Origin of the sequence: Neobacillus fumarioli NBRC 102428 (assembly GCF_001591485.1) — a bacterium.
Lineage (GTDB): Bacteria > Bacillota > Bacilli > Bacillales > Cytobacillaceae > Neobacillus > Neobacillus fumarioli.
The window spans coordinates 1-16,919 of record NZ_BCUZ01000015.1; the positions used below are offsets into that span (position 1 = coordinate 1).

Annotated in this window: 11 protein-coding genes and 1 pseudogene; 3 read left to right on the top strand and 9 right to left on the bottom strand. The window is 41.2% G+C overall.

Annotated features, from left to right (window positions below; translation table 11 throughout):
- Window positions 1-209: 209 nt before the first annotated feature.
- From BFU02S_RS04625 to BFU02S_RS04640, 4 genes and pseudogenes are all read right to left on the bottom strand, one after another.
- Window positions 210-536 carry an AzlD domain-containing protein gene (locus BFU02S_RS04625; RefSeq protein ID WP_066367245.1) on the bottom strand — a complete coding sequence of 109 codons (327 nt, stop codon included), beginning with the start codon at window positions 534-536 and terminating at the stop codon, window positions 210-212.
- Window positions 527-1,261: an AzlC family ABC transporter permease gene (locus BFU02S_RS04630; protein ID WP_066367248.1), complete on the bottom strand. Its 735-nt coding sequence runs from the start codon at window positions 1,259-1,261 to the stop codon at window positions 527-529. The genes BFU02S_RS04625 and BFU02S_RS04630 overlap by 10 nt, the downstream gene beginning before the upstream one ends.
- Before the next feature lie 230 nt (window positions 1,262-1,491).
- A pseudogene (locus tag BFU02S_RS04635) lies at window positions 1,492-4,631 on the bottom strand (DEAD/DEAH box helicase).
- Window positions 4,632-4,784: 153 nt separating this feature from the next.
- Window positions 4,785-5,006: a hypothetical protein gene (locus BFU02S_RS04640; RefSeq protein ID WP_066367305.1), complete on the bottom strand. Its 222-nt coding sequence runs from the start codon at window positions 5,004-5,006 to the stop codon at window positions 4,785-4,787.
- Window positions 5,007-5,218: 212 nt separating this feature from the next.
- Here BFU02S_RS04640 and BFU02S_RS04645 point away from each other — a divergent pair, with 212 nt between their 5' ends.
- Window positions 5,219-5,875 carry an HAD hydrolase-like protein gene (locus BFU02S_RS04645; RefSeq protein ID WP_235841982.1) on the top strand — a complete coding sequence of 219 codons (657 nt, stop codon included), beginning with the start codon at window positions 5,219-5,221 and terminating at the stop codon, window positions 5,873-5,875.
- A 70-nt stretch (window positions 5,876-5,945) separates the two neighbouring features.
- Here BFU02S_RS04645 and nasC read toward each other — a convergent pair whose 3' ends face one another.
- From nasC to nirB, 4 genes are all read right to left on the bottom strand, one after another.
- Window positions 5,946-8,072, bottom strand: a complete 2,127-nt coding sequence (gene nasC / locus BFU02S_RS04650) for an assimilatory nitrate reductase catalytic subunit NasC (RefSeq protein ID WP_066367252.1) — start codon at window positions 8,070-8,072, stop codon at window positions 5,946-5,948.
- Between the two features lies 1 nt (window position 8,073).
- Complete coding sequence (locus BFU02S_RS04655) at window positions 8,074-9,543, bottom strand: nitrate/nitrite transporter (RefSeq protein WP_066367254.1); 1,470 nt, start codon at window positions 9,541-9,543, stop codon at window positions 8,074-8,076.
- Window positions 9,544-9,767: 224 nt separating this feature from the next.
- Window positions 9,768-10,076 carry a nitrite reductase small subunit NirD gene (nirD, locus tag BFU02S_RS04660; protein ID WP_066367312.1) on the bottom strand — a complete coding sequence of 103 codons (309 nt, stop codon included), beginning with the start codon at window positions 10,074-10,076 and terminating at the stop codon, window positions 9,768-9,770.
- Window positions 10,077-10,097: 21 nt separating this feature from the next.
- Window positions 10,098-12,512 (bottom strand): nitrite reductase large subunit NirB, encoded by a 2,415-nt coding sequence (gene nirB / locus BFU02S_RS04665; RefSeq protein ID WP_066367255.1) that lies wholly within the window; start codon window positions 12,510-12,512, stop codon window positions 10,098-10,100.
- A gap of 383 nt (window positions 12,513-12,895) precedes the next feature.
- On the opposite strand from nirB, the gene BFU02S_RS04670 reads away from it, so the two are divergent.
- Entirely contained in the window at window positions 12,896-13,810 is a 915-nt protein-coding gene (locus BFU02S_RS04670) for a DMT family transporter (protein WP_066367261.1), read from the top strand.
- A gap of 22 nt (window positions 13,811-13,832) precedes the next feature.
- Here BFU02S_RS04670 and BFU02S_RS04675 read toward each other — a convergent pair whose 3' ends face one another.
- Complete coding sequence (locus tag BFU02S_RS04675) at window positions 13,833-15,197, bottom strand: S8 family peptidase (protein WP_066367264.1); 1,365 nt, start codon at window positions 15,195-15,197, stop codon at window positions 13,833-13,835.
- 184 nt (window positions 15,198-15,381) lie between these two features.
- Between BFU02S_RS04675 and BFU02S_RS04680 the strand changes: the two genes are divergently transcribed.
- Window positions 15,382-16,755, top strand: a complete 1,374-nt coding sequence (locus BFU02S_RS04680) for a dipeptidase (RefSeq protein WP_066367267.1) — start codon at window positions 15,382-15,384, stop codon at window positions 16,753-16,755.
- Window positions 16,756-16,919 lie beyond the last annotated feature (164 nt).

Consider the following 16,919-nt stretch of genomic DNA (forward strand, 5'->3'; position numbering starts at 1 on the left):
GGGACATGAAGAACAAAACTTGGGTACACTTTAAGAAAAATGTCCTTCATCCGAGACATGAAAGACAAAAACTTGAGCGAAAGACAAGAAAAATGTTCTTCACCTCAAACATGAAGGACGAAACATGGTTGTTCTACAATAAAAATGTCCTTCATTAGGATTATGAAGGACATTTTTATTGTAAATTATGACTCATTGTTTATTTAGTTTCAAAAAATCCAGCGTAAAACCATCAAAGAAATGATTCCAGTCACTACTGTTCCCAATAAACTGCGTGTCTTGACCGCTATCAAAAAGGTTGGGATGGCGGCCAGCATTTCAAGGTTTCCAAAAGAGAATGCAATCTTCCCATCGTGCATAAAAATCTCCTGGCCAACCAATGCGGCCATAACCGAAATTGGAACAAAGCTTAACCAGCGGGTTCCCCATTCAGGCAGTTCAAATCGGCTAAGTACCATGAGCGGTAGGACCCTGGGAAGAAAGGTAACAAGTGCTGTTCCTAAAATAATGATCAAAATTCCCCATCTTATTTCCATTTTTCCACCACCATCCCTGCTGTTGAAGCAATAAGCGTTGCCGCGATGACACCGAAACTGCTTGAAAACATTGAACTGACAATAACAGCCATTACAACGGAAATGATCGCCACAACGACGTCCAATTTAAGTTTTTTCCTACCTAACATAGAGAGAACAAGAAGTCCTATAAACATAGCCGGCAAGGCGTAGTCTAACCCAAATTTTTCAGGATCTGAAATCCAATTGCCGAAAAAAGCCCCTGCTAAATTGGCCGCGGCCCAGTTCAACCATGCCGTAATATTTAACCCGTGCATCCATTTCTCACTGATGCTTCGCTTTTGGGCTGCTCTATTGATGGCTACACCAAATGTCTCATCGGTCAGCAAAGTACCGATAAGCATGTTTTTAAACGGAGAAAGCTGGCGGAAATAGGGTGAAAGAGCTGCGCTCATTAAAATATGCCTTAAGTTTACAAAGAAGATGGTAATGATAATGGCAGTTGTTGAGCTATTAGCAGCAATCATTCCTGCTGCAATAAACTGTGCTGAGCCAGCATATAGGACTAGGCTTAACAAGGCAATTTCTATAATACTGAGCCCTGAGGTCTTTTCCACTACACCTGCCGCGAATCCAATGCTTAAATATCCTAGCAGTGTCGGGATGCAATCCTTTACACCTTTAAGAAAGGAATCTTCGTCTTTTGAGGTTTGCGCCGATTCCAGTTGTGCATTTGATAGATTCATTCAATTCCCCCAAGTTTCATGTATTCATAGTAGAATAGCAATTTTTTAGCAGTTATTATAATACGCAAATAGGAAATTTTCAATATTTCGAAAAAATTGTTTTGATGCCCTTAACCATTTGAATACTCTGGATCAGATTTGGTGGTTCGCATTCCAATCACCCAATTCGCGCCCGAACCTTTTATTTTTCGTATGCTTCGGGCACCAATATCTTCCTGATTTTCCTCTCCTTATAAAATCATCAAGATCTCCCTAATGTCATCCTCAGTAAGAGCACCCATTGCTCTCTCATGAGAATCAATTACTTCTTCCACAAGATGTCTTTTTCTATCCTGTAGTTCCATCATTTTCTCTTCAATCGTTCCACGGGCTACTAATTTGATGACTTGGACTGTGTTTTTCTGCCCCATACGGTGGGCGCGGCCAGCCGCTTGCTCCTCTACTGCCGGGTTCCACCAGGTGTCATATAATATAACGGTATCTGCGCCCATTAGGTTTAAGCCTGTTCCGCCTGCTTTCAGTGATATTAAGAATAAATCCCTTTCTCCGCGGTTAAAGCGTTCGCAAATTTCTACTCGCTCTTCCGCTGGAGTTTGCCCATTCAAATAAAAGAAAGACAGCCCTTTTCTAGTTAATGCTATGCCAATGAACTCAAGCATTTTCGTAAATTGAGAAAAAATTAATAACCGTCTTCCTGATTGCTTTGATTCCTCTATGATCCTCATTAAATGGTCAAATTTCGCTGACTTCCCTTTATAGCCATCGACAAACAAGCCCGGATGACAGCAAATTTGCCGGAGCCGTGTCAAACCCGCCAAAATCTTAATACGATTTTTTCCGGATCGTATCCTTGTCAAGATGTTTCAATGTATCATGTCGCAGTTTCGCTAAATAAGCTGCATATAATTTCTTTTGTTCAGGCAGTAGTTCAACCAATTCCAATGAATCGATTTTTTCAGGAAGCTCTGGAAGAACATCCTCCTTTACCCTCCGAAGTAAAAACGGCCGGATTCTTCGGACAATGTTTTCATGCGGTAGCTTACTAAATTCCTTCAGTCCACGAAAAAGCTCCGGAAAGACAACATGAAAAATGGACCACAATTCCTCAAGTGAATTCTCAATTGGTGTCCCGGTTAGCGCAAAACGATGCCGGGCAGTGAGCTTCTTTACCGCTCGCGCTGTTTGCGTCAATGGATTTTTAAATGCTTGTGCCTCGTCAAAAAACACTGTATGAAAAGATTGGGCCGAAAACCAGGTGATGTCTCTCCGCAATAGTGTATAGGAAGTAATCAGGATATCCATATCCTCGAATTCCTTCAATAGCTTAGAGCGTTCGTCCTTCGTCCCATCTAAGACAACTACCTTTAAATCAGGTGCAAATTTCTCTATTTCACTAAGCCAGTATAAGACAAGGAAGATGGGCAAACAATAAGGCACGGCAACTTTTCCTTACGTATTTCGGAAAGCACGGAAACAATAAAGGCGATGCTTTGAACGGTTTTACCAAGTCCCATCTCATCGGCCAAAATTCCGCCAAATCCATAATAGGCAAGTGTTTTCATCCATTTAAACCCGAATCTTTGATAATCTTTAAGAACCGATTTAAGACCTTCGGGCACCTCAAACTCTATTCGGTCGGGATTGTGAAGGGTATCTAGGAACTGTCGGAACGATTGTTCCAGCTCGAATGTATCGCTGATCTCAACAGAATCCAAGAGCTCGAGACATTGCTCCATTGGCAAGTCCAAACCGGCTGCAATATCCTTCTTCTGAACATTTGGAGCTTGAAGAAACCGCTGAATTTATTCAAATTCTCTCGTTTGAAGCGATAATAGCGAACTGTTTGGCAATCGATAGTATTTTCGTTTTTCCTCTAAAGCCGCCAAAACATCACGAATCTGCTGATCAGAAATACCGTCTATTTCAAATTTGAATTCCAGCCAGTTCAATCGTTCCTTTTGCACCTTCACCCTCAGCCGAGGTTTGATAGGATCTCTAACAATTCGATTTCTAACTGAAGTCGTTGCATATACATGTGCAAGCTTTTGCAATTTCGGGACCGTATTTACTAAAAACTCATATTCCAGCTCTTCATTTTGCAAATAATAGCCGCCATCCGTCTTAGCAAACGAACTTTCCTCCATTAGCTGAAGGATTTCCTCTTCCTTTTCTATATCCCTGAACACCATTACCCCTTCTGGAGGCTCCCTATTTACCAAGGGGTGAATGATCACATGTTCATAGTGAAACTCAAGTCCTGCCAACAACAGATTTTTCACCCGGTCCAAGTAAAGCTTAGCCACTAAAGGCTTCTTCAAAATCTTTTTCGTTAACGCTTCGGCCAGCGTCACTTTGCCGAGTTTTTTCAACTCGGGTACCACTTTCTCTAGAAAAAAAGAAACCTGCTCCTGAGAAATTGGAATCGAGTTTGTTCCGGAAACGCTTAGCATCTGTTTTAACTCAATCAGACGTTTACATGCCTGAACTTCTAACAGATTCAATTTCCCATCAAATATAACCGTTCTATAGTGATCAAGAATTAGGATCCGGTCAAAGCCAGAAACCTCCAGTTGACAGGTTCCGTTCTCTGTTATATGAAAGTGAAACTGCAGTGGCAGCGGTTGATCTGTTAACGTAAGCCCGGTGAATGTTTGGCCTTCATACTCCAGATTTACCCGAGGTGCTTTTTGGAGTAATGGCAGCAGTCGTTCCCATGAACTGGGAGGAATATATAGAATTTGACGGCGATCCTTTTTCGAATCAGCCTCACCAAATACTTTTTCATCCAGAGCCACTGGATAAGCTCTTGAATAATTGCATCCGTTTGCCGGTCGAAACAATGAAGGCTAGGATCATACAAGGAACTAGCCGTACCTTCTCTCACTTGTTCCAGAAATAAACAGATATTTTGCACTTTATCCTGTCCAAGCTTTAATGCTATTTCAAACAACGTACGTCCATCGGCTAAAGCAACTGGTTTACATATAAACTCCACATCAAGAATTTGTCTATTTTCAAAATACAGCTGCTGTCCGCTAGAACGGACAGGCTGTTCCGAAAAAAGATTCAGCAAACCTTCCGATAAATCTCTGCTCGCTGAATGAGAAATCGTCCATTTTTCCTGCCGTTGATGTTCATAAATCGCTAATAAGACAGCAGCAATATGCTGGCAATCCTTTTTAAAAGATGTAAGCTTTGGACAGGTACATTCTGTTCTTAGATTGCCTGTAGCATCTGTTACAATTTTCACCTGGAATTCTTCTTCTCCAGTAACGGTTGCCCGGCACCATTCAGGATGATATTCTTGAATGGTTACTTTATTCATACGATAAAAATAATCTCCTCGTTTATAGGAGACAACACCACACATCTCTTTAATGATCTTATGATTTAAAGCTATGTTCGTGTTCCTGCTCCTTCCTTAAAGAAGGTAAATACATAATAATGATTGTATCACAGGAACGAAAGCATAACCTACAGGAGATTAAATACATAAACCCGAACAGCTCTAGGTCTGTTCGGGTTATCGTTTTTTCCTTTTGGATTGATCGACAAGCTTCATATCTTTCTTTGCAACAGCTTCTAAGGCGACTTGAACATGGACTTTTTTGTCATCAACATTCTCGACTTTCAAAACTTTAGCTTTACGGCCTTTAATTTTTAACTCCTCACCTACAGATGGAATACGTATCAAGAGCTGAAGTAACAAAACATTTTTGTTTTCGAGAAAAGATACAGCAAACACCTTGTTCCCGCCCCTTTTCATTTTGTATGTGCTAAGCCTCCTTATAAAATATAGGATTTTCGTAAGATTTAGACCATGTTATTTAATGAATGATTAACATCCGTGTCATAGTTTATTAACAAAATAGCGTTATAGTGTTTATCAGTGGGGGCAGCATGAGTGGCTGCCATGGTATTTGGCGAAGGAGGAGCCGATACTGTAGTGGGTGATTTTTGCGTGATCTTTCACAATATGGTAATCTCTTTAAAGTAAAAATTTTTGAAAGAGGGATTACGATTAACGTATTGTGGGATTTCGACGGAACACTTTTTGATACCTATCCGGCGCTTGTTGAAGGATTTGTCTCCTTAAGCGGGAGGAACCTTAACCGCGGTGAAGTTTTGAAATGGCTAAAAATTGATTCTAAAACAGCTTTTAAACATTATGGTATTAATGAAGATCAAAGGGAAGAATACCAAAGGTTATATAACCATTATGCAAAAATTAGCAGCAGGCCGTTCGATCACGTTGAGACTGCGTTGTCATCTGTTGAAACCAACGTTATTGTCACTCATCGAGATAAAGAGTCTACTCTTTACCTCCTTGAGAAATTTCAGTTAACAAAATATTTTAAAGACATTGTGTCGGTTGAAGAACAAGGCTTTGCAAGAAAGCCTGACTGTTCTTCCTATGAATATGTATTAAAAAATCACCCTATTCATTTGGTCGTAGGCGACCGTGATTTGGATTTGATTCCGGCAAGGAAGTTACAAATTCCAACCGTTGCCTTTCAAAATCAAAGTATTGAAGCAGACTTTCATATTGATAGTTATACAGAATTTATTCCTTTGGTCCTCGAACAGCTGCATAAAAGAAAACAGGTGAAATAAGTGTAAGATTGCAGCATAATAAGGAATCTTTGCTTTTTTTGAAATCTTACTACAGGGGGGGTTCATCCCCCTATAGTAAAGTAATTTTTACCGCGCAGACTTTAAATTCCGGCATTTTTGAAAGCGGATCTAATACGGGGTTAGTTACTCTATTGATGCTTTGGAGGTCTCCCCAGTGAAACGAAGTGAAAAGAGTATCTTCGCGAATACCCGGTGAAAATGATGTCCTCATGACAGCACAGCCCCTCTTCGATTGAACCTTCACCAAGACGCCTTCCTCAATTTGATACTTTTTAGCAGTTTCTGGATGGATGATTAATAAAGGTTCAGACACCGAACCTTTTAGCTTTGAGCATTTTCTTGTTTGTACTCCCGTCAAATAATGATGCATGATACGCCCTGTCGTCAGAAATAATGGATACTCTGGACTAATCGTCTCCTTCGGCACTTGCTGCTTTACTGTAAATATAACAGCCTTTCCATCTTCATGAGCAAAAGAACTTGTAAACAAATGCTTTTTACCTGGATGACCGTCCACAGGACAAGGCCAATATAACCCTTGCTCATCCTTTAACCGCTGGTAGGTTATTCCATAGTAATCTGCTATGCCGCCTTTACTCGCCACTCTCAGCTCCTCAAAAATTTCTTCTGCGCTGGAATAAGAAAAATACTCGCTTTTACCCATTTTGTTTGCAAGTTCACAGAGAATTTCCCAATCATGCTTTGTCTCACCAAGTTTCCTTCGCATTCCTTCCCGAAGCACGACTCTGCATTCCAGATTCGTTACGGTTCCCGTATCTTCCAGATAGGAAGTCGTTGGTAAAATGACATCCGCCATCCGAGCTGTCTCGGATAAAAATAAATCGGCCACAACTAAAAATTCCAATTGACCGAGAGCTTTTTCTACGAAAATGGCATTTGGACTGGACACTACTGGATTGGAGCCCATAATAAATAGACCCTTTATTTCTTTCTCGGCCACTTTTTGTATCATCTCATATGCTGAAACACCCTTCCTAGGTAATTCCATTTCCCTGATGCCCCATACTCCGGCAATATATTTTCGATGTGCAAGATTACTCAGAGACCGATAACCGGGGAGTTGGTCTGCTTTTTGCCCATGCTCTCTTCCCCCCTGGCCATTCGCCTGCCCTGTAATCGAACCATAGCCGCAGCCACGCCTGCCGATTTTCCCGGTGATTAAAGACAGATTAATAAAATTCTTGACGGTTTCGACCCCGCTGGCATGCTGTTCTACTCCTCTTGCTGTCAGTACAATACCCGACCTGGATTTCCCAAATTTCTCGGCTGCTAATTCGATAACATGTACCGACACTCCAGTTAACTCGGAGATTACCTGCAATTTAACAGATTGCAAAAACTCCTGCAGTTTCTCAAAGCCTTTCGTCCTTTCTTTGACAAAGGAATGATCTACGTAACCTTTCTCTACTATGAACTTCAACATTCCATTGATCAGATTTGCATCCATACCGGGTCTTACCTTGATATGCAAGTCTGCCAGCTTCGTTGTCAACGTCTCTCTTGGATCAATCACAATGATGAAACTTCCCTTTTTCTTGGCTTTAAGAAAATATGGCATCAAAGTAGGCTGGCATTCTGCAATATTAGTTCCTGCCAGTATAATACACTCTGCCTCCGGAATATCGGATAATTCACAGGTCAGACCGCGGTCCATTCCAAATACAAGATTGGCGGCTGTTGCAGCAGATGACATACAAAACCTTCCGTTATAATCGATATATTTTGTTTTAAGGGCAACCCTGGCAAACTTCCCCAGCAAATAGGCCTCTTCATTCGTTAATGAGCCCCCTCCATAAACACCCAAGCTGTCGTTTCCATGCTCTGCCTGAAGCTTAACAAGCTTTTCTTTAATGTAATCAAGGGCCAAGCTCCAAGAAACACGGTGAAATTCATCGTCAATTTTTAATAAAGGATAGAGAATCCGCTGGCCATTTACGACATGTTCGTGGGCATTGACCCCTTTAATACAAAGCCTGCCTCCAGAGACAGGATCTTCTTTGTTGGGCTTTACCTTAAAAACCTTTCGGCTGACAATACGCTCCTCGATAACTTGCATACTGCATTGGACACTGCAAAAGGGGCATCTGGCATCATAAATATCTTCTTTATTCAGTTCTTTGTATTTTGTTTGAAAATTTGCCAGAAAATCTTTCATACTAATCAAATCCTTTTCTAACCGTACTAACGGTGATTTTCTGTTTTATTTCTTTTGGATCATACACACATTCTCTTTCAGATGGTTCTTCTAAGAAAATAGCGGCTACAAAGCATAGGAAAGCGGTACTGCCAATCACCATAAAAAAGATAGAAGAGGTGACAAAGCCCAATATCGTCAAAAAGATGACGCCACCGATATTTCCATCTGCTCCGACCATCCCGCTCACCTGCCCCGTAATCTTTTTCTTAATCAACGGAACCTTGGAAAACACGGATCCTGCTCCTGCCTGAACAAAAATAGAGCATAACATGGTTAACAAAATTGCCAAAAATATCGGCCACTCTGAAGAAATAAACGACATTCCAATGTACGAAATGCTTAAGCCTAATAAGAGAATCAATAACATCTTTTTTCTGCCAAACCGGTCACTTAGAAAGCCGCCAAGAGGCCGTGCAACAAGGTTTGTGAAAGCAAAGCTGGCCCCAATCATTCCCGCCTTTGCCACAGAAAGGTGGAAGGTTTGCTGAAAAAACATAGGGAGCATCGAAACAACCGCAAGCTCAGAACCAAACGTAATCAGGTAAGCCAGATTGAGAATGGCAACTTGACGGAACGAATACCTTTCGTTTTCATGAATCTCATTGCCAAATACCTCCTGGTTATCGGTCCATATTTTAGACAGATTCACCAGGTATAGTACAGCGAGTGCCCCATATAGCACTACAGCAATTTTCATCGATATAATGGATGCTGTCTCCAGTTTCCAAGTAAGCACACCTAAAATGCCATAAACGGGAAAAGTCATAATCATTAAGCCCAATAAACCATTCAGAGAAGTGACCTCAATTGCGCCTCTTCGTTTGACCAGTCTATATGGCTTTCCATTTGGGACATCTTGAACGGAAAAATAATAAATAAATCCATAAATCAAAGAGAGTATCCCTGTAAGGCAAATCGCATATCTCCATCCATTCTCTCCTCCCATCCAAAGAGCGATTAGAGGCAGTGAAAAGGCTGCAGCTGCAGAGCCAAGGTTTCCCCAGCCGCCATAAATACCTTCTGCCAATCCGATTTGTTTCTCTGGGAACCACTCAGATACCATCCTAATTCCAATGACAAACCCTGCCCCTATGATTCCAAGGAAAATCCTCGAAATAAATAACTGCCAAAAGGTGTTTCCAAAGGAAAAAAAGAAGCAAGGGATACTCATTAAGATTAATAACGCGGAATAAGTTCTTCTTGGTCCGAATTGGTCAACAAGCAGGCCAATGGCAATCCGGGCTGGAATCGTTAAGGCGACATTAAAACTCATTAAAATTCCCACTTCTGCCTTTGATAAGTGAAGAGCTGCCATAATGGTTGTGGTAAACGGCGCCATATTAAACCAAACAACAAAGGTTAAAAAAAACGCAAAAGTAGTGAATAAGAGAATTTTTTTGTTCCCTTGATATCCATTGAATTCTTCCATGATTCCACCTCATGTTTTCATAGCGATTGCGTGAGTTTACCACCCAATAAATGGAATAGAGCCAATACACCTACTGAGTTTTCATAGAACTTTTGACACTACCTTTCATAGTGAAATATGCATAAACAACCTTTTATAAAGCTATGATCATTTGATTTTTTTGTAGGATTCTTCAGTTTAGACCTCCTATGTCCTTTTTTATATCTCTCTTTTAAAAGATTACCTTACAAAATCACAATGACTTCTCCATTCTGGATTTCCGTTTCATAGGTTTTAATACAACCGAAGTCTGGTGCTTGAACCTTTCCATCTTTCAAATTGATTTTCCAGTCATGCATAGGACAGTAGACATACTCTCCGCTGACCATCCCTTCGGCCAGGACGCCGCCTTTATGCGGGCAGCGGTTTTCAATCGCACGAATGTCTCCATTGGCAAGCCGGAAGATGGCAATTTCGTTTGGGCCAATTTTGACAGTTTTTCCTAATCTTTCAGGAATATCATTCAATGACCCTACTTTTATTCGGTAACGCATCGCTTTCAAAATCCATCCCTCCTATTTTATATCTACAGGTATATTGACAGTTTTATAGAGTTCCTTTTGAATCTCGCCGCTATTAATCGTCTCCTGCCATGGATCCTTTAATACCGATAATGTTTCATCGAGGCGCTCATTTAAAGCTTGGCGGGTATCTTTGTCAGCCAATATGGATTTAATATGCTCTAACCCCAATCGTTCTACCCATATGGAGGTTCGCTCTAAGTAATGAGCCGTTTCGCGGTAATACTGTAAATAAGCCCCTGCCATCTCTAACACTTCTTCCTGAGTTTTTACACGGCAGAAAAGATCACCCGCCCTTAAATGGGTCCCGCCATTACCTCCGACATAGATTTCCCATGCTCCATCCACTCCGACAACGCCGAGATCTTTAATTCCTGATTCTGCACAGTTTCTTGGACAGGCAGACACAGCCATCTTTACCTTATGGGGCATGCTGATACGTTGAAATTTCCTTTCCATCCGGATTCCCATTGCAATAGAATCTTGGGTGCCAAATCGGCAGAAAGTATCTCCCACACAGGTTTTTACTGTCCGAAGTGATTTTCCGTAGGCAAATCCGGATGGCATCCCGAGATCAGCCCATACACTCGGAAGATCTTCTTTCTTTACACCTACTAAATCAATTCGCTGTCCACCAGTCAGTTTTATAAGCGGAACATTATATTTTTCGGCAACATCCGCAATCCTCCGTAATTCCTCTGCATTGGTGACGCCTCCATACATCCTTGGCACAACCGAAAAAGTGCCATCCTTTTGGATATTTGCATGAAGTCTTTCGTTCACAAAACGGGATTCCCGTTCATCTTGATACAGGAGCGGATGGAGCATTCCTAAATAGTAATTCAGTGCCGGTCTGCATTTGGAACAGCCATCTTCCGTTTTCCAGTTCAGAACTCTCATTACTTCCATTGTCATAGTTAAAACTTTTTCACGAATTTCCTTGATGACATCATCTCTTGAAAGTGTGGTACAACTGCAAATCGGTTCATTTTGCTCTTGTCTTTTAAACTGATCTCCCAGCGTGTATTCAAGTAGATCGGCTACTGAAGATTTACATCCTCCGCATGATCTGGAGGCATTTGTGTATCCTTTCACTTGTTCAACAGTCGTCAATCCTTGAGATTGAATCGCGTTAACAATTGTACCTTTCTTTACGCCGTTACAGCCGCAGATGATTTCTTCGTCCGCTATGGTAGCGACTAGGCTGCATCCGTTTTGTTCATTTCTACAGCTTAATGTATATTCAAAAATATCGGCTTCTTTTTTTATGAGATTGAATAATCTGTTTCCTTCACCGGTATCTCCAAACAGCACTGCACCAATTATTTTCCCGTCCCGAATCAGGATCTTTTTATAAATTCCGCGATAATCGTCATACGACATGATTGTTTTTATTTGCTCATTCTCGAAAATTTCACCTGCTGAGAAGACATCCACGCCCGAAACTTTTAATTGTGTGGATACAGCAGAGCCTTTATAAGGAAGTGACTCCTTGCCGCAAATCCTTTTCGCTAAAACTTTTCCTTGTTCATAAAGAGGCGCTACCACCCCATAAACCGTCTCCCTATGCTCTGCGCATTCACCGACAGCGTAAATATTCGGGGCTTGAGTTTCAAGCCAATCGTTGACTAGAATCCCTCGGTTAAACGGAATTCCGCTTTCTTTCGCCAATTGGATATTGGGTTTGATGCCCACAGCCATGACAACTAAATCGACTGGAATTTCCTGTCCGTCATGAAAGCGCAATCCCTTAACTTTTTGATCTCCCAAAATCTCTTTTGTCTGTTTTTCAAGGTAAAATTTCATTCCTTGAAGCTCCAGCTCTTTTTGCAGCAGCTTCCCTGCTGTTTTATCAAGCTGTCTATCCATTAAGTAATCGCCGAGGTGTACTACGCTGACTTCCATTCCCAAATTTAGCAGTCCCCTTGCTGCTTCCAGTCCCAATAAGCCGCCGCCGATTACCGCAGACTTTTTATACATTTTTGAATATTCAATTATTCTTTCGCAGTCTTTGATATCACGGAAGGCTGTAACTCCTTCTTTATTTGCTCCCGGGATTGGCAGCATAAAAGGAAGAGACCCAGTGGCAAGAATCAATTTGTCATATTGAACCTTCCGTCCCTTGCTTGTAAAAACTAACTGATCCTCCGGATAAATGTTAATAACTGTCTCTCCAGGATATAAAAGAATCTGGTGATCTTCATACCATTGCCAATCATTAATGGTAATATCCTTGATGGAAGTATCTCCCTGCAAAACCTTTGATAACTGGATCCGATTGTAGTTAGGATAAGGTTCACGCCCAAAGATCGTGATCTCAAACCTGTCTGGTGCCAACTTAATAATTTCCTCAATCGTTCTTACTCCAGCCATACCGTTACCTACTAACACTAATTTCTGTTTGGTCATAACAGTTCCTCCCGTTTATTCTTCCATACCATGGAAATATAGTTAACATATTAATTTGAATCTTCTGTCCATTCAACAACCGTGTTATAAAATCTTACATATTTTTTATTAGAAAAGCGCAAACGCCTTGGTCTGTCCCGAGGGGCAAGGCACTGGAGGTGGACAATTTTCGAGGTCAAAGTGCTTTCTTTACGTAAATAAAGGCTGAGATGTGACTGTTCCACTGCTTCATATTTTTCTCCGGAGACTGGCTATTTAAAGTTCCATGCTGCAGATCAGCCTGGCAAATAGATTTTCAAATTCAATTGGCGTTCATATTTACATTTACCTTCCAACCATGATACCCTTGAAATTAGGAAATAAGAAATTGGGGGGGAACAGACTTGAATATTAAAGCATTTAGTATTGCCCTCTTCACCGTTTTGATTTGGGGTTCTTCTTTTGCGGCGATTCGGGTTGGATTGCAGGGCGGATATTCGGCAGGCCATTTAATTTTGATACGGTATCTCATTGCATCGGTTCTGTTTGCGGTCTATGCTTTATGGCCGGGGGTTAAATTTCGTCTGCCACGAAAAGAAGATCTTCTCCGAATAGCAGTTCTTGGCTGGATTGGCATCACGATTTATCATCTTGGCGTTACGTTTGGTGAACGAACTGTTTCGGCTGGTACTGCTGGCATGCTGATTGGCTCCGGACCGATATTCACCTCTCTTATCGCCATGTTTGTGTTAAAAGAACGGCTCGGAAAATGGGGTTGGGGTGGATTAATTATTGGTTTTGCCGGTATTTTTATAATTACCATTGGATCATCCGGAGGAACTTCTTTAAACATTCCAAAAGAATCCTTGTATATATTAACTGCTGCACTGGCAACCTCTATTATGTTTGTTTATCAAAAGTCACTGTACACCCGCTACACATCCATGGAATTAACTGCTTATTTCACATGGGCCGGAACTTTGCCATTTTTATTTTTCTTCCCTGGATTGCTGCACGATCTTCACCATGCATCAATGGAAGCGAGTCTATCCGCTCTTTATATCGGAATTTTCCCAACAGCAATTGGCTATGCAACTTGGGCCATTGCCCTTGCAGCAGGCAAAGCCAGTTCAGTTTCAAGCACGCTGTATCTAGAACCGATTGTTGCAATTGTCGTCGCCTGGTTCTGGATTCACGAGTGGCCAAGTACACTTTCCATCATTGGCGGAATCATTGCCATTTCCGGTGTTATTTTAGTAAATATAAAAGGGAAAGAGCGTGTGCCTCTTACGGAAAAAGCCCCATCAAGTATAGTTTGATAGGGCTTTGGGGGGTGTTCGTCTATTCTCCTAAATTTGGAAACACTGCTCCTTCAAATTTATTTTTGTGCTGAGAGGCATACTGTAATGCACTAACATTATCGATTATTCCATTTCCAAAGTAAGGATTTGGGCCTGTTTGTCCCGCCTTTTGGGTTGTTTTTGTAATAATGTCGATGACTTCTGTATTTTTTAAACTTGGATCTACAGACTTAATCAGGGCTGCTAAAGCGGTTACGTGCGGTGCTGCCATGGATGTCCCTGAAAGAGCAGCATATTGTCCGTGAAGATAGGTACTGGCAATTTCAACACCAGGTGCAGCGACGTCCACATAATTTCCGTAATTCGAAAATGACGCACGGTTTCCATTATAGTCAATGGCAGAAACCCCGATGACACCTGGATAAGCAGCTGGATAGCTTGGTCTGCTGGAATTATCATTTCCCGCTGCGGACACTAATACAACATCTTTATTATGTGCATAGCGGATCGCTTTTTCCAATACTGCGGAAGGCTGATAATTTCCGAGGCTTAAGTTGATGACCTTTGCCCCATGATCCACTGCCCATATAATGCCTTTTGCAACATTCAGAGAACCGCCTGCTCCGTCAGAACCTAGAGCTTTGACAGGTATAATCGGATTGTACCAAGTAATCCCAGCAACTCCTATATGATTGTTTGTATCTGCAGCAATAATGCCAGCTACATGTGTGCCATGACCATTATCATCATCCGGATTATTGGTATTGTTAATCGCGTTAAATCCTGGCTCAATCCGATTTGCCAAATCAGGATGCTGAAGATCTACTCCCGTGTCGACAATAGCGATTTTTATTTTTTTTGAACCACGGTTTATCGTCCAACCATCCTCCGTCGCAATCGCAGGCAAATTCCACTGATAATTCAAGTAGTACGTATCATTGACTTCATTTTTCAGATAAATATAGTGTGGCTCCGTAAACGATACGTTTTTCATTTGTTTAAAATAATGTAATAACGCTTCTGTCGATTTGGAATTGGATTTAAAAATAAATGTGGAATCAAGCTTTTCTTTAACGAAACCATCAATATCCCGGAGCATTTTATTTAAACTGGCATCGTCTGGATTATTGTGAAAATCAACAACGGCCTCATTCTTATAGTAATGACTCTTAATGTTAGCGGTATGATGAATCGTTTTGATCGACGGATTATTTTTCAACTGGTTTACTAACGCATGTGTTGAACCAACAGAATCCATTTTTAGAATAGGGGAGTTTGTTTGTACATCCTGTCTGGTTGGATGAATTGGATAAGACTTCTGTTCTGTGTTTTGTGTATTACAGCCAATAACTGCAATGCTTAACAAAGCAATTATCAAAATGGAAATTCCCAATCTTCTTCTCATGTTTACACCTCTACTGCTGCAGATTCTATTCGTTAGCTTGTTCCTTTTGCCTTTGTTTATGATGTCCATTAAGTTCTTATTCATTTTTTTAATTTTCAAGATTCAATACTTATTGGAATTAGCAGGAAAATTTTCTTATAAGAAGAATAGTTAAAAAAAGACTAATTACCAGGAGGTTTTTTCATTGAATCAGTCGATTATTACATATTTAACCAAAAAAAGAGAAAACCATTTAGAAGAATTAAAAGAATTATTGGCAATTCCCAGTATCAGTTCACTACCGGAACATAAGGAAGATGTGCAAAAAGCAGCTATATGGGTTGCGAATGCCCTTCAAGAAATTGGGATGGAGAAGGTTGAAGTGCATCAGACAAAGGGGCACCCAGTTGTGTATGGTGAATGGTTAAAAGCCGAGGGGAAACCTACTGTTCTTATTTATGGCCATTACGATGTTCAGCCAGTTGATCCGCTTCATTTATGGGAAAGTCCGCCATTTGGGGCTGAGATCCGTGACAGGAAGATTTATGCGCGCGGGGCGAGCGATGACAAAGGGCAGGTGTTTATGCATATCAAAGCACTGCAGGCGATTCTTGAAACGACAGGCACCCTTCCAATCAATGTCAAATTTCTAATTGAAGGGGAAGAGGAAGTGGGAAGCCCGAACCTGCCTCTCTTTGTAGAGGAAAACAAGGAGTTATTGTCATCAGATGTTATCGTAATTTCCGATACTAGTATGATCGAACACGGAAAGCCTGCCGTTTGCTACGGTTTAAGGGGGCTTTGCGGCCTGCAGATTGATGTAAAAGGAGCAAAAAGCGACCTCCATTCTGGGTTGTACGGTGGAGCGGTTCAAAATCCGATTCATGCCTTAGCTGAAATTGTCAGCTCTTTCCACAATGAAAAAGGCCAAATTACCGTTGAAGGTTTTTACGATAAAGTGGCTGAACTAACAGCTGCTGAAGAAGCAGCTTATGAATCGCTAGGCATTACCGATCAATCCTTCATTGAGCAATTGGAAGTGCCGGAAATGTTTGGTGAAGAAGGCTATACAACAGTAGAAAGAACATGGGTGCGTCCGACCCTTGAAGTAAATGGAATTTATGGTGGCTTCCAAGAAGAAGGAATTAAAACGGTTATCCCTTCTGAAGCTCATGCAAAAATCACCTGCCGCCTTGTCCCTAATCAGGACCCGGATGAGATTGTGGAGCTTTTGCAAAAACATATTCAATCCCATACACCGCCTGGCGTAACGGTAAATATAACCCTGTTGGACAAAGGAGCACCATTTGTGACGCCTTTTGACCACCCTGCTATTCAGGCAGCCGGAAGAGCGTATGAAAAAGTATATCATGTTCCAACATCCTTTACACGCATGGGCGGGTCCATTCCGATTGTCGCAACATTTGATCAAATTTTAAGAAAGCCAGTTGTGTTAATGGGTTTTGGATTGCCGGATGAAAACTTCCATGCTCCAAATGAACATTTCCATCTGGAAAATTTCGATAAAGGGTTGGAAACACTTTGTTACTATTGGTATGAGCTTGAGCAATCATTATAAAATTATTTGGGCGTGATTTTACGCCCTTTTTTTGATGAGCTGCTAATATCGACACATTTTTGAAGGATATCAATTAGTTTTAATGGATATCGACATATTTTGGATGGATATCAACACAAATTTCAAATTTATCGACAATATGTTGATTATTCTCTTTATTTTGG